Raw genomic sequence first — 25009 nt, 5'->3', positions numbered from 1 at the left:
GACTGAGACCCCCCGCGACACGCCCGGCCCCGGAATCGACGAACCTCGGCCGATCCGGACTTTTCACCCGAGGCGGGGGCGGATGAGCAGCCGGCACGCGGACGCCCACGCCGCGCTCTGGCCGCTGTTCGGCCTGACCGTCCTGGACGGCGACCGCACCCCGCTCGACCTGCCGCGGCTCTTCGGCCGTGCGGCGCCCGTCGTCCTCGAGATCGGATTCGGCATGGGCGACGCCACCGCCGCGATGGCCGCCGCCGACCCGGCCCGCGACTACCTGGCCGTCGAGGTGCACACCCCGGGCATCGGCAACCTGCTGGCCCTGGTCGGCGACCTCGGGCTGACCAACGTCCGGGTCGCCCTCGGCGACGCCATGCAGCTGGTCCACCGGATCGCCCCGGAGGCGCTCGACGCCGTCCACGTCTTCTTCCCGGACCCGTGGCCCAAGGCCCGTCACCACAAGCGGCGGCTGATCCAACCGGCGAACGTGGCCCTGCTCCGCGACCGCCTGCACCCCGGCGGTGTCCTGCACTGCGCCACCGACTGGCCGCACTACGCCGAAGCCATGGCCGAAACCCTCGACGCCGACCCCGGCCTGCGCCGCCTCCCCGCCGGCTCGCCGCACACCCGCCCGCGCACCAAATTCGAAAGACGCGGCACCGAGGCCGGCCGGCCCATCACCGACCTGCGCTACACCAGAATCTGAACCCCGCTCAGCCGGTACGGGGTGCCCCACCCGTCCGCGCCCTGCCTCGTCCGGCCCTGCCCATCCGCGCTCTGCCTCGTCCGGCCCTGCCCATCCGCGCCCTGCCTCGTCCGGCCCTGCCCGTCCACGCCTGCCTCATCCGGGCCGAATCGGGCCGCCGCACCCTGGCGATGCGGCGGCCTGCTCCGTCACTTCTTCTTCTTGCCCTTCTTGCCCTTCTTGGGCGCCTCCGCGGCCTCGTCCTCGACCGCGGCCTCTGCAGCCGGAGCCTCTTCCGCGGCGGCTTCCTCGACCGGAGCCGTTTCGTCGGCGGCCTCGGTCTCCTCGGTGGTCTCCTCCGCGGGGCCTACCTCGGTCGCGGCTTCCTCGCCGGGAGCTTCCTCGCCCGGAGCTTCCTCGGCAGCCGTCTCCGCCACGGCGACTTCCTCGTCGGCCGGCGCCTCGACCTCGTCGGCCGGCGCCGCGTCGACGGTGGCCTCCGCAGTCTTCTTGGCCTTCTTGCCCTTCTTCTTGCCCTTCTTGGGCTTCTCCTCGGCGGTGGCCTCGACGGCGGTCTCTTCCGCGGTGGCCTCTTCCGCGGCCGGTGCTTCCGAGGCGGGCTCCTCGGCTGCCGCTTCCTCGGTGGCGTCGTCGGCCGGAGCGTCCGCGGTGTCCTCGGCCTCGGTGGCGTCCGCGGTGTCGGCGGCGGCCTCGGCTGGCGCTTCCTCGGTGGCGGGCTCGTCGGCGCCGTCGGCTTCGTCGGCCACGCTGTCCTCAGCGGCGGCCTCGTCGGTGATGGGCTCGGCCGACTTCTTGGCCTTCTTGCCCTTCTTCTTCTTGTCCTTCTTGGGCTCGGCCTCGGTCGGAGCGTCTTCGGCCTGAGCGGTCTCGGTCGAAGCGGTGTCGGTCGGAGCGTCTTCGGCCTGAGCGGTCTCGGTCGAAGCGGCGTCGGTCGGAGCGTCTTCGGCCTCAGCGGTCGCGGCCGGAGCGGCCTCGACCGAAGTGGATTCGGTGGTCTCCTCGGCCGCGACGGTCTCCTCGACCGGCGCAAGGTCCTCGAGCAGAGCAGCAGCCTTCTTCTTGCCCACGGGAATTCCCTTTCCCTTCCTCGCGCACGACCCGGCGGCGCGCGTGCCGGAACTGTAGAGACGTCGAACCGATAGACGGAATTCACGTTATCGAAACGATACGTTCATCGTTTCCTATTCGGGTGGCGGTGACGGCGCGCAACAGTCGTCATGAATTCGACATCCGGGCATTCCGGTGACGTTGAGCTCATTTGAGCAGGACGAGGCGGCCCCGTCCTGTTGTTACGCCACCCGATCGGCTGGCCAGCGATGACTCTGTTCCGTTCGGTGTCGATCGCGTGGTGTCACGGATTGCCGGCGCTCAACGATCAAGACACTGGTGCGTGGAGAGCCCAGGAGGGCAGCCAGTCCTCGATCCGGTCCTTTACGTCGAATTTCCGAGAATGACGGCGATTCTCGGTCGGAGACCGATGAAAGGCACAAAAGTCGGCTGAGAAAATGCTGTGAACGGACGTTGGGGGCCTGGCCCCGCACGGGCCAGGCGGCGGTACTGAGGCGCCACTCCGGGGCGCGAGCGCGCAGGGCGGGGTGCTCACGACGTACCGGCAAATCGGCGGTGAAGACCACCGCCTGCCCGGCGCCGAGGCCGCGGTCCCGGGGCGGCGACCATCGAGAGGCTTCGTCTTGCGGGCGGTGCCTTGTGGTGCTGGAGCGCGGATCCGGCGGCGGGGTCGGGCCGGGAAGCGGCTCGCCTGGCCGCGCGATTTGACGGTTTTAGGGTTTTCGTGCATCTAGGCTGGGTTGTGGAGGTCGGCCATGCGGCGAGAAGACCCCGGCAGTGGCGCCGGGCTGCCCGGAAGGGCGTCGGCGGCGGAAGCCGCGGCACTCGCGCGTGCGGCCGAGCTTCACGGGGGGACGGCCGTCGACGAGCATCCCGGCTTGCCGGCGGCCGCCAGCAAAGCTTTCGGCAACCGTGAGGCGCGCGTGGGCGGTGACTTCCGGCGGATGGCCGGCACCGGCCCGGTCGCGGGCAGTGAGCAGACCGACGGCGGGTTCGGACCGGCGGACGGGTCGGTGCGGCGGCGGGTCGGCGGTGAGGTGGCCGGCGGGGCGCACCTGCTGCGCGATGTGCTCGGCGGGGCCATGCTGCCGGTGCTCCACCGCGGTGTGCTGACCAGCGGCACCGCCGATCAGCTGGCCGCGCTGACCGCCCGCGGGGCGCAGACGCCGAGCGCGTGCATCCAGTTCGTCGAGGGGGAGAAGCTCCGACTGTACGGCAGCTGGGGTGTCGCCGAGGACTGGGCGGCGATCGCCGACACCCCGCTGCACGGCTCGCTCGGCGGGCTCGTCGTGCACGGGGGCGGCGCGGTGATCGTCGACGACGCGACCGTCGACGACCGGGTGCCGGACGGGGTGGTGCGCCGGCACGGCGGCGCGTACCTGGGACATCCGGTGCACGATCGGGACGGACAGGTACTCGGCGTGTGCTGTGCCTACGACCTGCGGCCGCGCGAGTGGTCGCCGGAGCAGATCACCGCGGTGGCCGAGGCGGCCGAGGTCGCCACCCTGCTGATCGGCGAGCAGCTGGCGCGGTACGAGCTGGAGCAGCAGCACCGGTTCCTGGACGCGGTGCTGGAGAGCCTGCACGACGGCGTGATCGCCTGCGACGCCGACGGACATGTCGTGTTCGCGAACGAGCGGATGCGCCGCACCTGGGCCGACGACCCGCGGGACACCGACGAGCTCGGCCTGTTCCGGGCACTCGCCGGGGAACCGGTGCGCGACGAGCCGCTGGCCCGGCCCAGCCGGACCAAACGGACCCGGCACTTTCTGATCGACGCCCAGCCGATCCTCGGACCGGACGGTCGGGTGGTCGGCGCGGTCCAGGCGATGCAGGATGTGACCCGGCAGCGCCGGGCGGAACGCTTCCGCTCCTGCGAGCTCGCGGTGACCACGGCGCTGGCCGAGGCGGCGAGCATCGAGGCGGCCGGGCCGCGGGTGCTGGAGGCGGTGGTCGCCACCCTCGACTGGGTGCACGCCGAGCTGTGGATGGCCGACGCGGGTGCGGCGGTGATCCGGGCGGCGGCCCGGTTCAGCACGCCGGGCTGGGCGACCGGGATCGCCGTGCCGGACGAGCTGACCTACGGTCAGGGGCTGGCCGGACAGGCCTGGCAGGTCGACAAACCGCTGTGGATCCGCGACGTGGGCCACTCGGACAGCGTGATCTCCCCGGACAGCGCCCAACGGCTGCACGCCGCGCTGGCCATTCCGGTGCACGACGGGACCGGGACGATCGGGGTGCTGACCGTCTTCACCGACGCGGTCGAGGACCCGGAGGACGAGCTGGTCGCGCTGATGTCCGGGATCGCCGCGCACCTCGGGCAGTTCGTCGAACGCCGCCGGGTCGAGGACCTGCAACGGCAACTGGTGCGCAGCAAGAACGAATACCTGGCGCTGATCGGGCACGAGCTGCGCACCCCGCTCACCTCGATCAGCGCGTACACCGAGCTGCTGCGCGAGGCGGACGAGGCCACCCTGGTCCGCGACGGGCCGCGCCTGATCGCCGTGGTGGAACGCAACGCGCTGCAACTCCGGGAGATCATCAACGAGTTGCTCGAACTGTCCGCCCTGGACGCCGGGCACGCCGACGTCCGGCGCACCCCGATGGACCTGGCCGAGGTGGTCCGTGACGTGGTGGACCGCACCCGGGTGGCGATCGGCGCCGCCCCCGTGGCGATCGACACCGACCTGCCGGCCGAGCTGATCGTGCCCGGCGACCGGGACCGGCTGCGGCACATCGTGGAGAACCTGATCGGCAGCGCGATCCGGTACAGCCCGGACGGCGGGCACGTCGAGGTCCGCCTGCGCCGGGCCGGGCGGGCCGCCGAACTGGCCGTCTCGGACGCGGCGGTGGACGTGCCGCAGGACGAGCGGGAAAAGCTGTTCACTGGTCGCTATCGGACCAGCCGCGGACATGAGCGGACGCTGCCGGGCAGCGGGCTGGGACTCACGCTGAGCCGGGCGGTGGTGGAACGCCACCACGGCAGCATCGAGCTGACCGGCGACGGGGACGGCACGACCGTTCTGGTGCGGCTGCCGCTGGACGCCCGGTGATCCCGCTGCCGTTGACAAGTCATTGACACATGTAACCCTGGCCCGCGGACCAGGGCGGGGCGAGGATGAGCGGCATGACGCGATGGACTCCGGATCCGACGTTCTACCCCTCACCCGGCGACGCGGCCGGCGCCCCCGCGGAGAAGCTGGCGTACATCGCCGCCTTCGACCGTTCCGCCACCCGCCCGGACGCGCTCGCGGTGGTCGACACCGACCCCGGCTCCGGCAGCTACGGCAGGGTGGTCGGCTGGACCGACCTGCCGCACACCGGTGACGAGCTGCACCACTTCGGCTGGAACGCCTGCTCCAGCGCGCTCTGCCCGACCGCCCCGCACCCGCACGTCGAGCGCCGCTACCTGATCGTCCCCGGTCTGCGGTCGTCGCGGATCTACGTCTACGACACCCAGCCCGACCCGCAGAACCCGCGGCTGGTCAAGGAGATCAGCGCCGCGGAGCTGGCGGCCAAGGCGGACTACTCGCGGCCGCACACGATCCACTGCGGGCCGGACGGCATCTACGTCTCCGCGCTCGGCGCCGGCCAGGGCGGCGGGCCGGGCGGCATCGCGGTCCTCGACCACCAGAGCTTCGACGTTCGCGGGCAGTGGGAGGCCGACCGCGGCGATCAGAAACTGGCGTACGACTTCTGGTGGCACCTCACCCAGGACGTGCTGGTCACCTCCGAGTGGGGCACCCCCGACATGATCGAGGACGGGCTGGTGCCGGAGTTGCTGCTCGGCCGGCAGTACGGGCACCGGATCCACTTCTGGGACCTGGCCAAGCGCACCCTGGTGCAGACCGTCGACCTCGGCGACCAGTACCAGATGACGCTGGAGCTGCGCCCGGCACATGACCCGGCCGCGACGTACGGCTTCGTCGGGGTGGTCGTCTCGGTCGAGGACCTTTCCGCGTCGATCTGGCTGTGGCACCGCTCCGGCGGGCAGTTCGAGGTCCGCAAGGTGATCGACATCCCGGCCGAGCCGGCCGACCCGGCCGACCTGCCGCCCGCCCTGCAACCGTTCTCGGCGGTGCCTCCGCTGGTCACCGACATCGACCTGTCGGTCGACGACAAGTTTTTGTACGTGTCCTGCTGGGGCACCGGTGAGCTGCGGCGCTACGACGTCAGCGACCCGTTCCACCCCGTCTTCGTCGACTCGGTGCACCTCGGCGGGATCGTGCGGCGCACCCCGCACCCGGCGTTCCCGGACGAGCCGCTGGCCGGCGGGCCGCAGATGGTCGAGGTGTCCCGGGACGGCAAGCGCGTCTACGTCACCAATTCGCTGTACGGCTCGTGGGACGACCAGTTCTACCCGGACGGGGTCGGTGCCTGGCTGGCCAAACTGGACGTGACCGACACGTCGTTCACGCTGGACGACCGGTTCTTCCCGCACGGCGACGAATTCCGCGGCCTGCGGGTGCACCAGACCCGGTTGCAGGGCGGCGACGCGTCCTCCGACTCGTACTGCTTCCCGTCCGCACCGTGACCTGGGAAACCTATGCCGCGCTGATCGCGCTCGGGGCCTTCCATGGGCTGAACCCGGCGATGGGCTGGCTGTTCGCGGTGGCCCGGGGCATGCAGGAACGCAGCCGCCGGGTGATGCTGCTGTCCCTGCCCCCGATCGCGGCCGGGCACCTCGCCTCGGTCGCGATCGTCGCGGCGATCATCTCGGCCACCCGGTCGGTGGTCGCCGCGAACGTGGTCGGCATCGCCGGCGGCGCGCTGCTGGTCGGCTTCGGCCTGTGGCGGCTGCTGTCCGAACGCCACTTCCGCTGGGCCGGGATGCGGCTGTCCTCGGCCCAGCTGGCCGGCTGGTCCTTCCTGATGTCGTCGGCGCACGGGGCCGGCCTGATGCTGCTCCCGGTCCTCACCACCACCCCGGTGCCGGGCGCGTCCCACGCCGGCCACGCGATGCCGGGCGCCGGCGCCGGCGGCTCCCCGCTGGCCGCCCTGACCGGCCTGGCGGCGGCCGGGGTGCACACCGTCGCGATGTTCACCGTGATGGCCGGCTGCGCCCTGCTCGTCTACGAATTCCTGGGCGTGAACATCCTGCGCCGGGCCTGGTTCAACGTGGACCGGTTGTGGGCGGGGGTGCTGGTCGCGGCCGGCGCGCTGACCATCGCCATCACCGCCTGATGCCGCCGCCCGGCGATCACCATGACTGGCGGAAGCCGCCGCCCGGCGATCGCCATGACCACCTGACGGCGCTGCCCGAAGATCGCCATGACGGCCTGACGCCGCCGCCCGAAGATTGCCATGACCGCCTGACGCCGCCGCCCGGCGATCGCCACCACCGCCCCGCCGTGACCGTGCCGATCCCGGCGCCGGCCTCTGTCTGAAGCCGGCGCCGGGCATGTTGCCGTCTCAGTCCGTGACGGGGACCGGCCGGCGCGATGCCGCGGGTGTGGTGCGGCGGCCGGCGCCCAGGTACAGGCCGGTCACCGCGCCGAGCATGAGCAGGCCGCCGACGATGGTGGGCAGCGCCAGCGGCTCACCGATCAGGACGACCGCCAGCCCGGCGGCGGTCAACGGTTCGAGCAGGGTGACGACCACGGCGACACTGCCGGTGGTGTGCCGCAACCCGGTGTAGAAGCACGCGTACGCCAGAGCCGTGGTGATCGCCCCCAGGTAGGCGAGCAGCACGATCGGCGTGACACCCGGCGTGAACGTCAGCCCCTGCACGATCGCGACCGGCGCTAGGGCGACCGCCCCGATCGCGCACGACAGCGTGGTCAGCACCAGTGGTGGAACCCCCTGCGTGGTGTGCCGGCTGAGTGCCGTCGACGCGGCGTACACCGTGCCGGACGCGATCGCCGCGAGCAGGCCCAGCCCGGTGCTCGACCCGGTCGATCCGGTCGTGCCCGAAATCAGCAGCAACCCGATGACCGCCGCCACCGAAGCGCCGGCCTGCGCGTTTTCGGGCCGCCGCCGGGTGCGGATCGTCTCCCACACGCTGAGCAGCACCGGAGCGAGCCCGAGGCTGACCACGGTCGCGATGCTCACCCCGCTGAGGCGCACCGCGAGAAAATAGAGCGCCTGGTACGCGGCGAGCCCCACCCCGGCCAGCACGACCGTCCCCGGCGCGGACCGGAGAGCCACCCCGATCTGCCGCCGCGCCCGCCCCCCGACCAGGAGCATGGTGGCGGCCGCGAACAGCAGCCGATAGAACCCGATGGCCACCGCGCCGAGTCCGGTCCGCCCGGCCACGACTTGAACGACGACGCCGGCGGTGCCCCAGAGGAGGCCGCCGATGGACAGTTGCAGAAGGCTGAGCCGAGGGTTCACCGCGGCCTCAGACGACGAGAAGAACGAAGACATGCGCGCACTCCGCAGAGGTGAGTCGGTTCCGGGACCGGCAGCGGAACGCAGCGCTACAACGCCGCCGAGCCGAGCTCAGGCAGCGACGACACCGGCTCCGCTCAGGAGCGCGGCGGCGAGAGACGCCCGGAGAACCCGTTCACACCCCCACGGTAACCCACCCGGGCCGCCTGCCCCGCGTGCACCGCAGCCCGTCCCGCCGGCCTGCCCGGCACGGGGCGTCGCCGGGCCTGAGCCGTTGCCCGGGCCTGAAGCGGCGCCAGGCCTGAGCCGTCGTCCGGGCCCGAAGCGTCGGCGACGCTTGAAGCGTCGCCCACGCCTGAAGCGGCCGTTCCCCGGCGCGGGCAGCGCGCCGGGGAACGGGCTCGGGGGAGGGCCGGCCGGTGACTGGCCGACCGAGCCACCACGGCGGGTCCGCCGTCGGTGGCGTTCCGCCCGGTGGCCTTGCGCCGGCGGGGAAGCGTCGGTGCTGGGCGAGGCCGGGCTGGCGGGGAAGCGTCGGTGCCGGCTCGGCTTCCGGTGGTCGGTACCGGGGCCGGGCCGGCGGCGGTGGTGGTGGCTGTCAGGCGGCGGGGGTGGACCAGATGGCGGTGAAGGCGGCGGCCTCGCCGGCCAGCCAGCTTTCGACGTCGGCGTGGCGGGTGGCGGGGTTGAGGCGGTGGGTGACGCCGCGGCGGAGGTCGACCAGGACCGGGTCGGCGTCCGGGAGGATCTGGTCCATGTGCCGGGCCATCAGGTGGAGCATGGCGGTGACCAGTTCCGGGGTGGGCGGCTCCTCGTCGAAGTGGATGCGGACCGCCTCGCGGTGGCCGTCGTCGAAGCGCAGGCCGAAGTGCGGGTTGATCTTCACAGCGAGGGGGCCGACGCTGGCCAGGGCATCGCGGGTCTGGATCAGCGTGACCGCCTCGGGGTCGCCGAGCGAGGCCAGGTAGGTGCGGGCGCCCGAGCGCAGCGACTCGTAGAGCGGCTTCCACCGGTCTTTCACCAGGTCGACGACGCCGGCGAGATAGCTGCCGCCGGTGCGGAAGGCGATGTCCGTCTTCAGCGCTTTGATCAGCTGGCTGTGCGGGTTGAAACCGCGGCGCCGCTCCCGCTGCTTGCGCAGCCCGCCGACGAACGTGGCCTTGGCGGGACCGGTGCGCGAGACATACCGCGTGAAGCCCAGCATCGTTGCGTACGGCGGGATGACGGGCACGGGGTTGGTCGAGATCGTGGACAGGGTGGACGTGGTCACGTCGGTCTCCTCACTCGCGCTGCAAGCCATCGAACAGGCGTTCGAAACCGTCCGAAGATCAGCAGCTCAGGGCCCCTCTTTCGTACACACATTCTAATCGACGGGTACGACATTCCCAACCGCACGGGCGGCCCGCCGGGCGTCGAGGAGGATCGATCTCGGACAGGCCGGGCCGTGCCGTGCCGCGGCCGCGGGGCCGCGGCGGAAAGGGGCGGCCGCGGCGGAAAAAGGCGGCCGCGGCGGAAGGGGCGGCCGCGGGTTCCACGAAGCGGGACGAGTGCCGCGCCCGTGCCGGTGCGATGGCCGAGAATGGGACGTGTGGCCCTGATCCGCTGTGACTTCGACTCCGAGGCGCTGGAACTGCGTACCTCGATGACGGTGATCCTGCCCGACGAAGACGCCGGCACCCCGCCGCCGGTGCTCTATCTGCTGCACGGGTTGACCGACGACAGCACCGCGTGGAGCCGGTTCACCTCGGTCGAGCGGTATGCGGCCGAGTACGGGCTCGCCGTGATCATGCCCGAGGTGCACCGGAGCTTCTACGCCAACGAGGCGTACGGGATGCGGTTCTGGGACTTCCTGTCGGCCGAGCTGCCGGAGACGGTGCGCAAGTTCTTCCGGGTGTCGGGGCGGCGCGAGGACACGTTCGTCGCCGGGCTGTCGATGGGCGGGTACGGCGCGATGAAGTGGGCGCTGCGCGAGCCGGAGCGGTTCGCGGCGGCGGCCACGCTCTCCGGGGCTCTGGACCTGGCGTACATCCAAGAACATGATCTTCGACCGCACATGCGCGCCCTGGTCGCACGGGTGTTCGCGGACCGGGTGGTGGCCGGCGGTGACGAGGATCTGCTGCATCTGCTGCGCACCGGGGATCCGGGCCGGCTGCCCCGGCTGATGCTGCGCTGCGGCACCGAGGATCATCTGCTCGCGCAGAACCGCCGCTTCGTCGCCGCGTGCAAGGCGCACGGGGTGGAGCTCGATGTGACCTTCAGCCCGGGCGGGCACGCCTGGGACTACTGGGACGCCCAGCTCCCGGCCGTGCTCAGGTGGATGCTGGACCACAAGTAGGCGACGGGCCGCCGGTAACCGCGGGCGGCCCGTCGAAGCGGGAGGTCAGTTCTCGTCCCGGGCCTGCTCGGCGAGGAAGCGTTCCAACTCCGCCCCGAGCTCCTCCGCGGTCGGCAGCGGCGTGTCCGAGTCGACCAGCAGGTTGTTGGCCCGCCCGCGCAAAAAGGCGTCGTACTGCGCCTCCAGGGAGGCGACCAGCCGGGCGGCCTGCTCGTCGTCGGCGATCTGCTTGTCGACCTCTTCGCGGACGAGTTTCGCCGATTCGCGCAGGCCGCCGGTGGGCAGCGCCAGCCCGGTGTTCTGCGAGACCGAGTCGAGCAGCAGTTCGGCGGCGGCCGGGTAGGCGGTCTGGGCCAGGTAGTGCGGGACGTGCGCGGCGTAGCCCAGCGCGGCATGCCCGTTCTGCCCGAGCCGGAATTCGAGCAGGTTGCCGACGCTGGCCGGCACCTGGACCCGCTGCAGCCACGACTCGTGTTCGCCGAGCAGACTCTTGTCGGTGGCGTGCGCGGTCATGCTGACCGGGCGGGTGTGGGGGACGGCCATCGGGATCGCGTTCAGCCCGATGGTGGCCTTGACCCCGAGGCGGTCGATCAGGCCGGTGAGGGCGGCGATGAAGCGCTCCCACTGCAGGTCCGGCTCGGGGCCGGTGAGCAGCAGGAACGGGATGCCGAGCTGGTCGCGGACGAGGTGCAGGGCGAGCACCGGGTCGTCGTAGCTCTCGAAGTGGTCGGCCACGAAGATCATCGGGGGCCGGCGGGACCGGTAGTCGAGCAGCTGGTCCAGGTCGAAGGTGGCGACGACCTCGCTCTCCAAATTTTCCAGAAGGCTTTCCCGGGCGAGCTGGATCGCGCTGCCCGCGTCGACGAACCCGGTCAGCGCCTGGATGAGCACCGGGCCGTCCAGGGCCGGCAACTCCCCGGCCACCTCGTAGAGCCCGTGTGGGTCGAGCACGCTGCGGACCTCCTCGAAGACGTCGCCCGCTCTCGCGGGCTTTCCGCTGCCAACAGCCGGGCCGCAGAGTTCATTCCGGCCTCTTCGCATCATTACGTACGACGGGGCCCGCCGGATGGGTGGGCGGCGCCCTGCCGGGTATCCGACCGTGCCGACGCTGTGACGATGGCCACCAAACGTCTCGCGACCGGCCTGCCATCGCGATCGGCGGCTAAGCCCCCGGCGGATCCGCCCGAACCTGAAGGCGTGCCGAGGATCCGGAAAGCCGTCGCCGTCGCCCTGCCCCTGCTCGCCGGCTCGCTGCTGCTGGCCGCCTGCGCCTCCGCCACGACCCCGCAGGCCGCCCCGTCGCCCACCGGGACGCCGTGGCTGCTGATGGCCACCGGCAGTGTCGCCCCGTCGCCGACCCGCAGCGTCTCGCCCGGCACCACCCCGGGCCTCGCCAGCCTGCCGCCGCTGCCCTCCGGGTCGGCGACCCCGCGGCCCAGCGGCAGCCCCGGCTGTGACCCGGCGGTCTTCAAGGGCGGCCAGATCAACGGCCTCGACGTCACCGCGGGCAGCACCACCGCCACCGTGAAATGGTTCAACCCGGGCGGAGACCAGCTGGTCGACTACCACATTCTGGCGGTCAGCCAGAAGCTGGTGGTCGGTGCGCAGCCGGAGACGCCGGGCTGGCTCACCGTGACGCCGACCGCCTGTGGCTGGATGACCGCCACGGTCACCGGGCTGATCCCGAAGACGCCGTACGTCTTCTCGGTGGACGGCATGTGGCTGCGGGCGGGCACGGACGGCACCTACACCCGCACGGTGGCGCGCTCGGGTGTGATCACCACGGCCTGACATAAGCTTTCCGGCCATGGAGAGCATCGTCGACACGGTCGTGCTCGTGGCGATCTCGGTGGTCGGCGCGGCGCTCGCCCGGCGACTCGGTTTCGTGGCGCCGCTGGTCCTGCTGGTGGCGGGTCTGGCGCTGTCGTACGTGCCGGGTTTCCCGCAGGCGCACCTGGAGCCGGAGTTCGTCCTGATCGGCATCCTGCCGCCGCTGTTGTACGTGGCGGCCCTGCAGACCTCGGTGCCCGCCTTCCGCAGCGCGTTACGCCCGATCCTGCTGCTCGCGGTCGGGTTGGTGCTGCTCAGCGCCTTCGTGATCGGTTTCGCGGTGCACTGGCTGCTGCCCGGCGCGCCGCTGGCCGCCTGTGTCGCGCTGGGCGCGATCGTCGCCCCGCCGGACGCGGTGTCGGCGACCGCGATCGCCCGCCGGGTCGGCCTGCCCCGGCACGTGGTCACCATCCTCGAGGGCGAGAGCCTGCTCAACGACGCGACCGCGCTGGTGATGGTGCGCATCTCGGTGAGCGCGCTGTCCGGGACCGCGGTCGGTTTCGGGGAGATCGGCCGGCAGGTCGCGCAGAAGGCCGGCGGCGGCATCGTGATCGGCATCGTCGCCGCGGTGGCCGCCGCGAAGCTGCACCGCTGGATCGAGGATCCGCTGCTCGACGACGCCGTGTCGTTGCTCACCCCGTTCGTCGTGGTGATCGTCGCCGAGGAGTTGGGCACCTCCAGCGTGGTGGCCGTGGTGATCACCGGCCTGTATCTGGGGCACCGGATCCCGTACCTGTTGTCGGCCACCTCCCGGCTGCAGACGGACGCGGTCTGGCGGCTCGTCACCTTCCTCCTCGAAGGCGTCGTCTTCCTGCTGGTGGGGTTGCAACTGCGGATGGTGGTGGACGGGATCGAGACCGGCGTGGCCACCACGGTCAGCGTCACGGCGCTGGTCTTCGGGCTGCTGGTGGCGGTCCGCTTCGTGTGGATGTATCCGGCGACGTATCTGGGGCGGCTCTTCCCCCGGGTGCGGGCGCGCGGCCCCCGGGTGCCGGTCAGCGTGCCGACCGTGGTGGCCTGGGCCGGCATGCGCGGCGTGGTGACGCTGGCCGCCGCGCAGACGCTGCCCCTGCCGGGGCTCAGGGACGTCCCGATGTATCCCCGGGACCTGTTCATCTTCGTGGCTTTCGCGACGATCGTGCTGACCCTGCTGCTGCAGGGGACCACGCTGCCGGGACTGGCGATCCGGCTGGGCGTGCGCGAGGACAACAGCGCCCAGGACGCGCTGGCCGAGGCCGGCATCCAGCACGCGGCGAGCCGGGCCGCCCTGGCCGCGCTGGAGGAGAACGCGGACGGCGCGCCCGCCTCGGTCGTCGACCGGCTGCGCGGGCTGGTCGAGAGCCGCTCCAACAACGCCTGGGAGCGGCTCGGCAGCCAGCAGCAGGAAACCCCCTCGGCCGCGTACGGGCGGCTGCGACGCGAGATGATCAGAGCCGAACGGCACGTCTTCAAGATCGCCCGGAACGAGGGCAGGATCCCCGAGGAGGTGCTGGTCCGCGCCCAGCGCGAGCTCGACCTGGAAGAGTCCCAGCTGCGACGGAGTGAAGAGTGATCTGCCAGCATCTCAAGGAGTCCGGCGAGCCGGCCCCGCTCAGCGCGTACGAGGACGGCTGCCCGCAGTGCGTCGCCGGTGGGTTCGACGACTGGGTGCACCTGCGTCTGTGCCTGTCGTGCGGCCTGGTCGCCTGCTGCGACTCGTCCCCGCGCCGCCACATGTCGGCCCACCACGCCGAGACCGGCCACCCGGTGATGCGCTCGTTCGAGCCGGGGGAGACCTGGCGCTGGTGTTTCGACGACGAGCAGCTCGGATGAGGATCCTCGTCGCCGGGGCCGGGGCCACCGGCGGCTTCTTCGGCGGCCGGCTGGCCGAGGCCGGACGGGATGTCACCTTCCTGGTCCGGGAGGGCCGGGCGACGGTGCTCGCCGAGCGCGGGCTGCGGATCAGGAGCCCGGGCGGTGAGACGCGGCTGACGCCCCGGGTGATCACCCGCGTCGACCGGCACTACGACCTGGTCGTCGTGGCGGTGAAGAGCTATGCCCTGGACGCGGTGGTGGCCGGCCTGGGCGCCGCGATCGGCCCGCGCACGGTGGTGGTGCCGCTGCTCAACGGGATGCGCCACGTCCCGACGCTGATCACGGCGTTCGGCGTGGAGCACGTCTGGGGCGGGCTCTGCATGATCCACGCGACGACCGACGAGCACGGCGACGTGGTGCAGATGACCGGGCTGGCCCGGTTGGTGTGCGGCCCGCTCGACGGCGGCCCGGACGACCGGATGGACGCGGTGGCCGCGGCGATCGGCGAGGCCGGTTTCGACGCGCGGACCTCCCGGCACATCCGCGCCGAGATGTGGGAGAAGTGGGTCCTGCTGGCCACGTTGGGTGCGGCGACCACGCTGATGCGGGGCTCGATCGGCGCGATCAACGCGGCGCCGGGCGGCCCGGAGGTCAACCGGGCGATCGCGGACGAGGCGATCGCGGTGGCCACCGCGGCCGGTTTCCCGCCCCGCCCGCAGGCCCGGGAGATCGTCCACACCACGATCGGCAGCAGCGAGCCGACCACCTCGTCGCTGTATCGCGATCTGGTCGCCGGCCGGCCGGTGGAGGGCGACGCGATCGTCGGTGACCTGGTCGCCGAGGGCCGCCGGCACGGCGTCCGGACGCCGCTGCTGGCCGCCGCCCACACCGGCCTCGCCGTCCATTCCGCCTCCGTAAGCTGACCTCACACCCTCATGGCGGAGTGGATCTCGCCGGACATCGCCCGCGCCGCCAGGATCTTCGAGGAGATCCGCGGCGCGGCGGCCACCGGATAGACCTGCGCGGTGCGCGCCGCGATGGACGGCCAGTTGAAGTCCTCGACCACCCGCGCCCGGGCCCGCGACGCCAGCCCCCGCGCGTACTCCTGGTCGCTGAGCACCCCGCTCACCGCCGCCGCCAGGCCGCCCGGGTCACCCGCCGGGAAGTGCACCCCGGTCACCCCGTGCTCGACGATCTCGGACAGTCCGCCGGTCGCCGCCACCGCCACCGGTGTCCCGGCCGCCGCCGCCTCCACCGCCACCATCCCGAACGGCTCATAGATGCTGGGCACGACGTAGCAGTCCGACGCCGCCATCAGCGCGGTCAGATCATGGCCGGTCAGGAATCCGGCGAAACTCACGGTCTCCCCCAGCTCGCGGCCGGCGAGTTCCAGTTCCCGCCGGTACGGGCCGTCGCCCGCGATGACCACCCGCAGTCCCGGAAAGCGTTCCCGCAGTTCCGGTACCGCCGCGAGCAGGTGCTGGACGCCCTTCTCGTAGACCAGCCGCCCGGCGAAGCTGATCAGCGGCCCGCCCGTCCCGGCATATTCGTCCCGGGCCGCCGCGACCGCCCGCGGCCGCGCCCGCCAGCGCAGCGCGTCCACCCCGTTGGGCACCACGTCGACCCGGCCGGCCGGCACTTCGAAGTGCCGGGTCACCTCGGCCCGCATGTACTCCGAGCAGACGATCACCCGGTTGGCCTCGTGGCACAGCCAGCGTTCGATGTCGTCGATGCTCCGGTTGTGCGCGGCCGGCAGCCATCCCTGGTGCCGGCCGGACTCGGTGGCGTGCACGGTCGCCACCAGCGGCACGTCCAGGTGGTCGCGCAGGGTGACGGCGGCGTGGGCGACCAGCCAGTCGTGGGCGTGCACCACGTCGAAGCGGCGGCCGCGCGCGGCACGCAGCGCGGCCCGGGTGAGCGTGTGGTTGAAGGCGAGCGCCCAGGCCAGCAGGTCACCGCCGGCCACCTCGAAGGCGGGCGGGTCCTCCGGGGCGCGGATCACGCGTACCCCGTCGCCGTGCTCCTCGACGAGGGCCCCGGGCGCGTGCCGGGTCACGACGGTGACCTCGTGGCCGGCCGCGGCGAGTGCCCCGGCCAGCGCGTGCACGTGCCGCCCGAGGCCGCCCACCAGCAGCGGTGGATACTCCCAGGAGAGCATCAGGATCCGCCTCATGGGGCGTACCTCGTCTCCACTCGTAGCATCTCGGCGACGGCCAGCGCGTCGAACGGCCGCCCGACCGCCGGGTGCGGCGCGTCCCCGTGCGCGGCCTCGCCGACCGACCCGAGGCCGGCTTCGGCGAGCTGCGCGGCCAGGCCGTCGAGCAACCCGTCGACCGGCCGGCCGGTGGCCGCGCAGGCGTCGGCGTACGGCCCGATCAGCCACGGCCGCACCCGGCCCTGGTCCGGTTGCGAGCCGTCGTAGCCGTATTCGTCCGGGGCGAGCGTGCGCAGCCCGGACGGGGTGAGCAGGGCCCGTCCCACGGCCCGGACCGGCCCGTCGCCACCGCCGCGCATCGGCCCGTGCGGCAGCGACCAGGCGAGCAGCTGGTACGGCCGCAGCGTCGGATCGTCATGCTGCGTCCCGGCGCCCAGCGGGTACGGCGCGGCCGGGCCTTCCACGATGTCGTGGAGCCAGCCCTCGGGGGCCGGGAAGCGTCGCAGGAACGAGGCGCGGGCGACCGCGTGCCGGCCGCGCGGCTCGGCGTCGTCGCGCCCGCCCTCGGCGAGCAGGTCGGCCAGGCCGGCCAGGGCGTTCACCCAGAGCGCGTTGAGCTCCACGAGTTTGCCGGCCCGGCCGCCGTCGGCGGGCAGGGTGAGCAGGCCGTCGTGCGGATCCAGCCGCATGCCGGGCGAGGCGGCCAGCGACTGGCGCAGCAGCCGGCCGAGCGGGACGGCCGACGCGCGGGCCAGGTCGCTGTCCCCGGTGCGGGTCACGTGCCGGTCGATCGCGTGCACCAGCCAGAGCGGGAAGTCGACCTCGCCGGACGGCTGCTCGACCAGGGCGGTGAGCAGCTCGCGGCCCTCGTCGGCGCGGCCGGTGTCGAGGAACAGGCCCTCGTAGGCGGCGAGCGGGGCCGGCCGGCCCGACCACGGGTAGCCGTCGGCCACCTGCGGGCCGTCGAGGATGAAGGTGTCGGCCGCCAGGGCCAGGGTTCCCGCGTACCCCTCCGCCTTGGCCGCGGTGACCAGCCGATGGGCCCGTTCCCGCGCCGCGGCCAGGACCACCGGCGGCGCCGGCGGGCGTACCGCCGGATCGCCGGCCCAGGCCGAGATCTCCAGGCTCTCGCCCGGTCCGACCTGCTTGCCGAAGGTCCCGGCCAGCCACAGGTCCTCGATCTGCTCGCCGGTGCGGGCGCCCAGATGCCACTGCCCGGCAGCCTGCCAACCGGTTCCGGCCAGCCGGTACGCGTCCTCGATGACCACCCCGTCGGCGGCCGGCTCGATCCGCAGCCCGGGTCCGTCGGCCCGCCGGCTGGTGGCCGCGGCGCGCCAGGTGCACATCGCGGCGACGGTCAGGGTGACCGGGCCGGGCGCGCTGAGCACGCGATGGATCACGGCGAGGCCGGGCCGCATCGCGAGTTCGCGCTCGATCACCACGTCGCCGATCCGCCAGCGCCAGCGGGGCAGTCCGCCGGCGAGGGTGAACGTCTCCAGGAGGCGGTAGCCGGCCGGATCGAGGCGCCCGGATTCCCACGCATGGGTGTAAAGCGGGACTTTGGTGCCCGTGGCGAGCGTCACGGTCAGATCGAGTGAGGCCAACGCCACGTGTGGCGTGCGTCCCGGTCCGCCGACGCACAGCAGGGCGTGTTCGGGTCGGGTGCGCAGGCCGCTCACGGTGCCCGAGGCCCACCCGCCGAGACCGTCGCTGACCAGCCATTCCCGTCCCGTTCCGGCGTCCGGTGCGGGGACGCCGCACACCTGCGGACCGAAGGTCAGGAGATCCATGCGCGGCACGTCGTCTCTATGCTCGTTTTCGAACACGCTAAACCCCCGTAAGGGGATAAATTAGCGCCTAATCGGACAGTCGGGCCGACCGTATCAGCCCGCTCCGGAAGAATTGCCGAAGACGCGGCCGGGCAGGATTAACCGACCCCGCGGATGGGCATGAACCGCGGGCCGGTCGCGACCGACGCAAGGCCGAGGGGGGTTCGACACATGCAGGTCTGGCCTGGTCACCGGTATCCACTGGGGGCGACCTACGACGGGACCGGTACCAACTTCGCGATCTTCTCCGAGGTGGCCGAGGCGGTCGAGCTCTGTCTCTTCGACGCCTCCGGGAACGAGCGCAAGGTGCTGCTGCACGAGCAGGACGCCTTCGTCTGGCACGCGTATCTGCCCGGTGTCGAGCCCGGCCAGCGGTACGGATACCGGGTCTACGGGCCCTACGAGCCGCACCGCGGGCTGCGCTGCAACCCGCACAAGCTGCTGCTCGACCCGTACGCGCGGGCGGTCGACTCGGACATCGACTGGCATCCCTCGCTGTACGCGTACGAGATGGGCAACCCCGACCAGATGTCGGACCTCGACTCGGCGCCGTACATGCCCAAGGGCGTGGTGGTGAACCCGTACTTCGACTGGGGCAACGACCGCCGGCCGGACATCCCCTACCACCACTCGGTGATCTACGAGACCCACGTGAAGGGGCTCACCCAGCGGCACCCGGAGATTCCCCGGGAGATGCGCGGGACGTACGCGGCGATCGGCCATCCGGCGATCATCGAGCACCTCAAGAGCCTCGGCGTGACCGCGGTCGAGTTGATGCCGGTGCACCAGTTCGTGCACGACAACCGGCTGCACGACCTGGGCCTGCGCAACTACTGGGGTTACAACACGCTGGGCTTCTTCGCGCCGTACCACGGTTATTCCGGGACCGGCACGCTCGGCCAGCAGACCCAGGAGTTCCGCGGCATGGTCAAGGCCCTGCACGCGGCCGGGATGGAGGTCATCCTGGACGTGGTCTACAACCACACCGCGGAGGGCAACCACCTCGGGCCCACCCTCTCGCTGAAGGGCATCGACAACCGCACCTATTACCGGCTGGTCGACGACCAGCCGCAGTTCTACATGGACTACACCGGCACCGGGAACAGCCTGAACGTGCGCAGCCCGCAGAGCCTGCAGCTGATCATGGACTCGCTGCGCTACTGGGTTACCGAGATGCACGTCGACGGCTTCCGCTTCGATCTCGCGTCGACGCTGGCCCGCGAGTTCTACGACGTGGACCGGCTCTCCACCTTCTTCGAGGTGGTCCAGCAGGACCCGATCGTCGGGCAGGTCAAGCTGATCGCCGAGCCGTGGGACGTCGGCCCGGGCGGCTACCAGGTCGGCAACTTCCCGCCGAACTGGACCGAGTGGAACGGCAAGTACCGGGACACGGTCCGCGACTTCTGGCGCGGCGAGCCGGCCACCCTGGCCGAGTTCGCCAGCCGGATCACCGGCTCGGCCGACCTCTACCAGGACGACGGGCGCAAGCCGTTCCACTCGATCAACTTCGTCACCGCGCACGACGGGTTCACCCTCAACGACCTGGTCGCGTACAACGACAAGCACAACGAGGCCAACGGCGAGGAGAACCGGGACGGCGAGAGCCACAACCGGTCCTGGAACTGCGGCATCGAGGGCCCCACCCAGGACGAGAAGGTGCTGGAGCTGCGCGCCAAGCAGCGCCGCAACTTCCTGGCGACGCTGATGCTCAGCCAGGGCGTGCCGATGATCTCGCACGGCGACGAGCTCGGCCGCACCCAGCAGGGCAACAACAACGCGTACTGCCAGGACGACGAGATCAGCTGGATCGACTGGGAGAACGCGGACGAGCAGCTGCTCGAGTTCGCCCGCAAGCTGACCGCGTTCCGGCACCGGCACCAGGTGTTCCAGCGTCGCCGCTTCTTCACCGGTCTGCCGGTGACCGCGCGCGGCGGCGGCGACCCGCTGCCCGACCTGGAGTGGTTCACCCCGGACGGGCGGCCGATGGCCGGCGACGACTGGGGCAACGACTTCGGCCGGGCGGTCGCGCTGTTCGTCAACGGCGAGGGCATCCGCGAGCGCGGCCAGTACGGCCAGCGGCACGTGGACAGCTCGTTCCTGCTGTTCTTCAACGCGCACGACGCCCCCATCGAGTTCGCCACGCCTCCCGCGGAGTACGGGGAGAAGTGGGAGAAGGTCATCGAAACCGCCGAACCGTCCCCGGATCGCCCCTCGGTCGTCGAGGCCGGCCACAAGATCCTGGTGCCGGACCGGTCCCTCATCGTGCTCGACAGGACGGTGTGATGCGCCCCAGCAGTACGTACCGAGTCCAAGTCCGTCCCGACTTCCCGCTGAAGGCCACCGCCGAGATCGCCGACTATCTGGCCGATCTGGGCGTGAGCCACCTCTACTCGGCCCCGTTGCTGACCGCCTCGCCCGGCTCCGAGCACGGGTACGACGTGGTCGACCACACCCAGGTCAGCCCGGAGCTGGGCGGCGCGGACGGCCTGCGGGCGCTGTCCGCGGCGCTGAAGAACGCCGGGCTCGGCCTGGTCGTCGACATCGTGCCGAACCACGCCGGGGTGGCCGTCGCCAAGGCCAACCCGACCTGGTGGGACGTGCTCAAGCGCGGTCGGGAATCGGCCTACGCCAAGTTCTACGACATCGACTGGGAGCGGGGGAAGATCCTGCTCCCGGTGCTGGCCGCCGACCCGGGCGCGCTCGACGAGCTCAAGGTCGAGGGCGACGAGCTGGTCTACTACGACAAGCGCTACCCGATCGCGGACGGGACCGGTGGCGGCACCCCGCGCGAGGTGCACGACCGGCAGCACTACGAGCTGGCCGACTGGACCCGTGGCGACTCCGAGATCAACTACCGCCGGTTCTTCGCGATCACCGAGCTGGCCGGGCTGCGGGTCGAGGACCCGGAGGTCTTCGAGGCCACCCACGCCGAGATCCTGCGCTGGGTCCGCGAGGGCCTGGTCGACGGCATCCGGGTCGACCACCCGGACGGCCTGCGCGACCCGGCGGGATACCTGCAGCGGCTGCACGACGCCGCTCCGGAGGCCTGGCTGGTGATCGAGAAGATCCTGGAGCCGGGCGAGCCGCTGCCCCGCTGGCCGGTCGCCGGCACCACCGGGTACGACGCGATGGCCGAGGTCAACGGCGTGTTCGTGGACACCGGCACGGAGGCCTTCTTCGATACGCTGGACCACCACCTGACCGGCGCCACCGTCACCTTCCAGAACCTGACGCACGACACCAAGCACCACGTCGCCACCCGGCTGCTCGCCGCCGAGCTCGCCCGGCTCGCCCGGCTGGTCCCCGAGGTCGAGGCGGCGCCGCGGGGCCTCGCGGAGCTGGCCGCCTGCTTCCCGGTCTACCGCTCCTACCTGCCGGGCGGTGCCCGGCATCTGGCGCAGGCGCGCGCCGAGGCCGGCCGTCGGCGTCCGCAGATGATCAGCACGCTGGACCGGCTCACCGGCCGGCTGCGCAACCCCGCCGACGAGCTCGCCATCCGCTTCCAGCAGTTCACCGGCGCGGTGATGGCCAAGGGCGTCGAGGACACCGGGTTCTACCGCTGGACCCGGTTCGTGGCCCGCAACGAGGTGGGCAACGACCCGACCCGGTTCGGCGTCTCGACCGACGAGTTCCACGAGTGCTCCGGCGCCCGCCAGCAGGACTGGCCGGACACGATGACCTCGCTGAGCACCCACGACACCAAGCGCGGCGAGGACGTCCGGGCCCGGCTGGCGGTCCTGTCCGAACTGCCCGGCGACTGGACCGAGGTGGTGCGCCGCTGGGTCCGGCTCGCTCCGCTCCCGGACCCCGCGCTGGCCCATCTGATCTGGCAGGTCACGGTCGGCGCGTGGCCGCTGTCCAAAGACCGATTACTGGCGTACGCCGTGAAGGCCGCCCGGGAGGCCGCGACCTCCACCACGTGGCAGCAGCCGGACGAACCGTTCGAGACCGCGCTGCGGGAGATGGTCGACCGGATCTACGACGACCCCGACCTGCACCGCGAGGTGACCGATTTCGCCGCCTCGATCACCCCGCCCGGCTGGTCCAACTCACTGGGCCAGAAACTCGTCCAGTTGACCATGCCCGGCGTCCCGGACGTCTACCAGGGCACCGAGCTCTGGGACTACTCGCTGGTCGACCCGGACAACCGGCGGCCGGTCGACTTCGCCGCCCGCCGCGAGTTGCTCGGCCGTCTCGACGACGGGTGGCAGCCGCCGGTCGACGAGACCGGCGCCGCCAAGCTGCTGGTGGTCAGCCGCACGCTGCGGCTGCTGCGCCGGCGGCCCGAGCTGTTCCGCTCCTACCGGCCGGTGTTCGCCGAGGGGCGCCTCGGTGAGCACGTGCTCGCCTTCGACCGCGGCGGCGTGGTGGCGGTCGCCACCCGCCTCCCGGTCGGATTGTCACGCCACGGCGGGTGGCACGACACCACCCTGTCACTCGACGGCCACAGTTGGACGGAAGTGTTCACGAATACCAGCTACGGTGGAAACCGCCTGGCCGTCGCCGATCTGCTGCAGACCTATCCCGTCGCTCTCCTGGTGAAAGAATGACAACCTTCGAGGTATGGGCGCCGGAGAAGTCGCCCAAGCTGCGCCTGGACGACCAGGAGCACGAGATGGAGCCGGGCGACGGCGGCTGGTGGCGCCTGGACGTGCCCACCGCCGGTCCCGGCACCGACTACGCGTACGTGTTGGAGGACGTCGCCGCCCCGGTCCCCGACCCGCGGTCGGCCTGGCAGCCGCAGGGTGTGCACGGGCCCAGCCGGGTCTACGACCACGCCGCCTTCACCTGGACCGACCAGCGCTGGCCCGGCCGGCAGCTGCCCGGCGCGGTGCTCTACGAGCTGCACATCGGCACGTTCACCCCGGCCGGCACGTTCGACGCCGCGATCGAGCGTCTCGACCACCTCGTCGACCTCGGTGTCGACCTGGTCGAACTGCTGCCGGTCAACGCGTTCAACGGCGAGCACAACTGGGGGTACGACGGCGTCTGCTGGTACGCCCCGCACGAGGCGTACGGCGGGCCGGACGGGCTGAAACGGTTCGTCGACGCGGCCCACGCCAAGGGCCTGGGCGTGGTGCTCGACGTCGTCTACAACCACTTCGGCCCCTCCGGGGCGTACGCGCCGATGTTCGCGCCCTACCTGAGCGCCGGGCAGAACACCTGGGGCAGCTCGCTCAACCTGGACGGCCCCGACTCCGGCGAGGTCCGGCGGTACATCGCCGACAGCGTGCTGATGTGGCTGCGTGACTACCACATCGACGGGCTGCGGCTCGACGCCGTGCACGCGCTGCACGACGAGGGCGCGGTGCACCTGCTGGAACAACTCGCGGTCGAGGTGGAGTCGCTGTCCACGGCGCTGCGCCGACCACTGACGCTGATCGCCGAGTCCGACCTCAACGATCCGAAACTGATCACCCCGCGCGAGGCCGGCGGGTACGGCCTGCACGCCCAGTGGGACGACGACGTGCACCACGCGCTGCACAGCCTGCTGACCGGGGAACGCCAGGGCTACTACGGCGACTTCGGCTCGCTGGACTGCCTGCGTACCGTGCTGGAGGGCGCGTTCTACCACGCCGGCACCTGGTCGTCGTTCCGCAACCGGCGGCACGGCCGACCGGTCGACCGGCAGCGCACCGCGGGCCACCGGTTCGTCGCCTTCCTGCAGAACCACGACCAGATCGGCAACCGGGCGATCGGCGACCGGCTCACCGCCACGCTGTCCCCGGGACTGCTCAAGGTCGGCGCGACGCTGCTGCTGACCTCGCCGTTCACGCCGATGCTCTTCATGGGCGAGGAGTGGGCGGCGAGCAGCCCGTGGCAGTTCTTCACCAGCCACCCCGAGCCGGAGCTGGCGGCCGCGGTGCAGACCGGACGCCGCCGCGAGTTCGCCCGGCACGGGTGGGCCGAGGCGGACGTGCCCGACCCGCAGGACCCGGCCACCTTCCAACGATCCAAGCTGGACTGGTCGGAGCTCGGCAAACCGGAGCACGCCGAGATGCTGGCCCTGTACAAGAAGCTGATCCGGCTGCGCCGTGAGGTGCCCGACCTGACCGATCCCTGGCTGTCCGAGGTCGAGGTGTGGCACGGCGACCAGTTCGTGGTGATCCGTCGCGGCCGGCACGCGGTCGCGGCGAACCTCGCCGAGACGCCGCAGACGGTGAGTCTGCGCGCCGTTCCCTCGGCGGTGCTGCTGGCCACCGCCGACGGCGTCATCCTGGAACGCGACCGGGTCGTGCTGCCCCCGGAAAGCGCCGTGGTCGTCCGCACCTCGCGCTGACGCCACCCGGCCACCCCCGTCGCCGATCGGCGCGGCGGGGGTGCTCACGGCGTACCGCTCAATGGTGTTTTGATCTTGGATCTTCTGGCGGTTCCGGGGATCGTGACCGGTGGAGCGGGTCCGGCACGATGTGGCCGTGACGAATGTGCCCGACGACCTTGTCGCCGCCGAGCCGGACGAGCCGGGGAAGCGGAACCGGTGGTATGACAACTGCGACTGCGGTCCCGGGTGCGATCTGCCGGATTGCGACGTTCCCGGCTGTGACTGCGATGGTCCCGGCTGCGATCTCTTCCGATTGAGCAGTCTGCTGACCGTTGTCGCGCTGCTCGGGCATCGATCGACCGAACGGCCCGCGGAACGCCTGGTGGTGGCCGCCATCCGGGGTTACCGGAAAGTGTCGCCCCGGCTGCCCACCCGGTGCCGATTCACGCCGACGTGCAGCGCCTATGCGTTGGCGGCGATACAAAAGTACGGTCTGGGCAGAGGGCTGCGGCTGGCCGCCGATCGACTGCGGCGGTGCGGGCCGCGGGTGCCGCTCGGGACCGGCGATCCGGTGCCGTGAGCCGATCGCGGCCGTCCGTTCGGCATGGTGCACGATGGCTCGATCGGGGTGTGGGGGGAGGGTCGATGGGGTCTGTGGGACAACCGCCGGAATCGGCGTCGGACAGCGGGGCTTCTCCGGGCA

At 72.0% G+C, this 25009-nt stretch carries 20 protein-coding genes; 14 read left to right on the top strand and 6 right to left on the bottom strand.

Annotated elements, in window-relative coordinates; translation table 11 throughout:
- Nucleotides 1-82 precede the first annotated feature (82 nt).
- Nucleotides 83-703 (top strand): tRNA (guanosine(46)-N7)-methyltransferase TrmB, encoded by a 621-nt coding sequence (trmB, locus tag ACSP50_RS32625; protein WP_014693585.1) that lies wholly within the window; start codon nucleotides 83-85, stop codon nucleotides 701-703.
- A 188-nt stretch (nucleotides 704-891) separates the two neighbouring features.
- On the opposite strand, the gene ACSP50_RS32620 is transcribed toward trmB, so the two are convergent.
- Nucleotides 892-1770: a hypothetical protein gene (locus ACSP50_RS32620; protein WP_014693584.1), complete on the bottom strand. Its 879-nt coding sequence runs from the start codon at nucleotides 1768-1770 to the stop codon at nucleotides 892-894.
- A 756-nt stretch (nucleotides 1771-2526) separates the two neighbouring features.
- Here ACSP50_RS32620 and ACSP50_RS32615 point away from each other — a divergent pair.
- The 4 genes from ACSP50_RS32615 to ACSP50_RS42715 all read left to right on the top strand — a co-directional run bounded on the left by ACSP50_RS32615 (nucleotide 2527) and on the right by ACSP50_RS42715 (nucleotide 7158).
- The gene (locus tag ACSP50_RS32615) at nucleotides 2527-4824 is read left to right on the top strand and encodes an ATP-binding protein (RefSeq protein ID WP_014693583.1); all 2298 of its coding nucleotides are present in this window, start codon (nucleotides 2527-2529) and stop codon (nucleotides 4822-4824) included.
- A gap of 74 nt (nucleotides 4825-4898) precedes the next feature.
- Nucleotides 4899-6305 carry a selenium-binding protein SBP56-related protein gene (locus tag ACSP50_RS32610; protein WP_014693582.1) on the top strand — a complete coding sequence of 469 codons (1407 nt, stop codon included), beginning with the start codon at nucleotides 4899-4901 and terminating at the stop codon, nucleotides 6303-6305.
- Nucleotides 6302-6955: a hypothetical protein gene (locus tag ACSP50_RS32605; RefSeq protein ID WP_014693581.1), complete on the top strand. Its 654-nt coding sequence runs from the start codon at nucleotides 6302-6304 to the stop codon at nucleotides 6953-6955. Before ACSP50_RS32610 ends, ACSP50_RS32605 begins: the two co-directional genes overlap by 4 nt.
- On the top strand, nucleotides 6955-7158 hold the full coding sequence (locus ACSP50_RS42715; protein WP_155123699.1) for a hypothetical protein: 204 nt from the start codon (nucleotides 6955-6957) through the stop codon (nucleotides 7156-7158). Before ACSP50_RS32605 ends, ACSP50_RS42715 begins: the two co-directional genes overlap by 1 nt.
- A 25-nt stretch (nucleotides 7159-7183) precedes the next feature.
- Here ACSP50_RS42715 and ACSP50_RS32600 read toward each other — a convergent pair whose 3' ends face one another.
- Nucleotides 7184-8137, bottom strand: coding sequence for a DMT family transporter (locus ACSP50_RS32600; RefSeq protein ID WP_014693579.1), 954 nt, complete (start codon nucleotides 8135-8137; stop codon nucleotides 7184-7186).
- A gap of 562 nt (nucleotides 8138-8699) precedes the next feature.
- The gene (locus tag ACSP50_RS32595; protein WP_085945664.1) at nucleotides 8700-9305 is read right to left on the bottom strand and encodes a hypothetical protein; all 606 of its coding nucleotides are present in this window, start codon (nucleotides 9303-9305) and stop codon (nucleotides 8700-8702) included.
- 384 nt (nucleotides 9306-9689) lie between these two features.
- Here ACSP50_RS32595 and ACSP50_RS32590 point away from each other — a divergent pair, with 384 nt between their 5' ends.
- Complete coding sequence (locus tag ACSP50_RS32590) at nucleotides 9690-10436, top strand: alpha/beta hydrolase family protein (RefSeq protein WP_043512629.1); 747 nt, start codon at nucleotides 9690-9692, stop codon at nucleotides 10434-10436.
- Between the two features lie 45 nt (nucleotides 10437-10481).
- Here ACSP50_RS32590 and ACSP50_RS32585 read toward each other — a convergent pair whose 3' ends face one another.
- Complete coding sequence (locus ACSP50_RS32585; RefSeq protein ID WP_014693576.1) at nucleotides 10482-11387, bottom strand: proteasome assembly chaperone family protein; 906 nt, start codon at nucleotides 11385-11387, stop codon at nucleotides 10482-10484.
- Between the two features lie 246 nt (nucleotides 11388-11633).
- Here ACSP50_RS32585 and ACSP50_RS32580 point away from each other — a divergent pair, with 246 nt between their 5' ends.
- From ACSP50_RS32580 to ACSP50_RS32565, 4 genes are read left to right on the top strand one after another with little or no spacing between them, the layout of a single operon-like run.
- Nucleotides 11634-12227 (top strand): fibronectin type III domain-containing protein, encoded by a 594-nt coding sequence (locus tag ACSP50_RS32580; protein WP_043512626.1) that lies wholly within the window; start codon nucleotides 11634-11636, stop codon nucleotides 12225-12227.
- A gap of 16 nt (nucleotides 12228-12243) precedes the next feature.
- Complete coding sequence (locus ACSP50_RS32575; protein ID WP_014693574.1) at nucleotides 12244-13818, top strand: Na+/H+ antiporter; 1575 nt, start codon at nucleotides 12244-12246, stop codon at nucleotides 13816-13818.
- On the top strand, nucleotides 13815-14078 hold the full coding sequence (locus tag ACSP50_RS32570) for a UBP-type zinc finger domain-containing protein (protein ID WP_014693573.1): 264 nt from the start codon (nucleotides 13815-13817) through the stop codon (nucleotides 14076-14078). Before ACSP50_RS32575 ends, ACSP50_RS32570 begins: the two co-directional genes overlap by 4 nt.
- The gene (locus ACSP50_RS32565; protein ID WP_014693572.1) at nucleotides 14075-14983 is read left to right on the top strand and encodes a ketopantoate reductase family protein; all 909 of its coding nucleotides are present in this window, start codon (nucleotides 14075-14077) and stop codon (nucleotides 14981-14983) included. The genes ACSP50_RS32570 and ACSP50_RS32565 overlap by 4 nt, the downstream gene beginning before the upstream one ends.
- A gap of 2 nt (nucleotides 14984-14985) precedes the next feature.
- On the opposite strand, the gene ACSP50_RS32560 is transcribed toward ACSP50_RS32565, so the two are convergent.
- Both ACSP50_RS32560 and ACSP50_RS32555 read right to left on the bottom strand, forming a co-directional pair.
- Complete coding sequence (locus ACSP50_RS32560) at nucleotides 14986-16233, bottom strand: glycosyltransferase family 4 protein (RefSeq protein WP_014693571.1); 1248 nt, start codon at nucleotides 16231-16233, stop codon at nucleotides 14986-14988.
- Nucleotides 16230-18005 carry a glycogen debranching enzyme N-terminal domain-containing protein gene (locus ACSP50_RS32555; protein ID WP_043512623.1) on the bottom strand — a complete coding sequence of 592 codons (1776 nt, stop codon included), beginning with the start codon at nucleotides 18003-18005 and terminating at the stop codon, nucleotides 16230-16232. Before ACSP50_RS32555 ends, ACSP50_RS32560 begins: the two co-directional genes overlap by 4 nt.
- 210 nt (nucleotides 18006-18215) lie before the next feature.
- Between ACSP50_RS32555 and glgX the strand changes: the two genes are divergently transcribed.
- From glgX to yidD, 4 genes are all read left to right on the top strand, one after another.
- The gene (gene glgX / locus ACSP50_RS32550; RefSeq protein WP_014693569.1) at nucleotides 18216-20327 is read left to right on the top strand and encodes a glycogen debranching protein GlgX; all 2112 of its coding nucleotides are present in this window, start codon (nucleotides 18216-18218) and stop codon (nucleotides 20325-20327) included.
- Nucleotides 20327-22594, top strand: a complete 2268-nt coding sequence (gene treY, locus ACSP50_RS32545; protein ID WP_014693568.1) for a malto-oligosyltrehalose synthase — start codon at nucleotides 20327-20329, stop codon at nucleotides 22592-22594. Before glgX ends, treY begins: the two co-directional genes overlap by 1 nt.
- Nucleotides 22591-24324: a malto-oligosyltrehalose trehalohydrolase gene (gene treZ, locus ACSP50_RS32540; protein ID WP_014693567.1), complete on the top strand. Its 1734-nt coding sequence runs from the start codon at nucleotides 22591-22593 to the stop codon at nucleotides 24322-24324. The genes treY and treZ overlap by 4 nt, the downstream gene beginning before the upstream one ends.
- Nucleotides 24325-24460: 136 nt before the next feature.
- On the top strand, nucleotides 24461-24886 hold the full coding sequence (gene yidD, locus ACSP50_RS32535; RefSeq protein ID WP_063714098.1) for a membrane protein insertion efficiency factor YidD: 426 nt from the start codon (nucleotides 24461-24463) through the stop codon (nucleotides 24884-24886).
- Nucleotides 24887-25009 lie beyond the last annotated feature (123 nt).

The sequence above is a fragment of the Actinoplanes sp. SE50/110 genome, from assembly GCF_900119315.1.
Classification (GTDB): domain Bacteria; phylum Actinomycetota; class Actinomycetes; order Mycobacteriales; family Micromonosporaceae; genus Actinoplanes.
Note: the sequence above shows the minus strand (reverse complement) of the source record. Positions and strands in the feature narration are given on the sequence as shown.

What these genes read in the sequence shown, in the direction of transcription:
- trmB (WP_014693585.1), top strand. Translation starts at nt 83, where the DNA reads ATGAGCAGCCGGCACGCGGACGCCCACGCCGCGCTCTGGCCGCTGTTC.
- ACSP50_RS32615 (WP_014693583.1), top strand. Translation starts at nt 2,527, where the DNA reads ATGCGGCGAGAAGACCCCGGCAGTGGCGCCGGGCTGCCCGGAAGGGCG.
- ACSP50_RS32610 (WP_014693582.1), top strand. Translation starts at nt 4,899, where the DNA reads ATGACGCGATGGACTCCGGATCCGACGTTCTACCCCTCACCCGGCGAC.
- ACSP50_RS42715 (WP_155123699.1), top strand. Translation starts at nt 6,955, where the DNA reads ATGCCGCCGCCCGGCGATCACCATGACTGGCGGAAGCCGCCGCCCGGC.
- ACSP50_RS32600 (WP_014693579.1), bottom strand. Translation starts at nt 8,137, where the DNA reads ATGTCTTCGTTCTTCTCGTCGTCTGAGGCCGCGGTGAACCCTCGGCTC.
- ACSP50_RS32595 (WP_085945664.1), bottom strand. Translation starts at nt 9,305, where the DNA reads ATGCTGGGCTTCACGCGGTATGTCTCGCGCACCGGTCCCGCCAAGGCC.
- ACSP50_RS32575 (WP_014693574.1), top strand. Translation starts at nt 12,244, where the DNA reads ATGGAGAGCATCGTCGACACGGTCGTGCTCGTGGCGATCTCGGTGGTC.
- ACSP50_RS32565 (WP_014693572.1), top strand. Translation starts at nt 14,075, where the DNA reads ATGAGGATCCTCGTCGCCGGGGCCGGGGCCACCGGCGGCTTCTTCGGC.
- ACSP50_RS32560 (WP_014693571.1), bottom strand. Translation starts at nt 16,233, where the DNA reads ATGAGGCGGATCCTGATGCTCTCCTGGGAGTATCCACCGCTGCTGGTG.
- ACSP50_RS32555 (WP_043512623.1), bottom strand. Translation starts at nt 18,005, where the DNA reads ATGGATCTCCTGACCTTCGGTCCGCAGGTGTGCGGCGTCCCCGCACCG.
- glgX (WP_014693569.1), top strand. Translation starts at nt 18,216, where the DNA reads ATGCAGGTCTGGCCTGGTCACCGGTATCCACTGGGGGCGACCTACGAC.
- treY (WP_014693568.1), top strand. Translation starts at nt 20,327, where the DNA reads ATGCGCCCCAGCAGTACGTACCGAGTCCAAGTCCGTCCCGACTTCCCG.
- treZ (WP_014693567.1), top strand. Translation starts at nt 22,591, where the DNA reads ATGACAACCTTCGAGGTATGGGCGCCGGAGAAGTCGCCCAAGCTGCGC.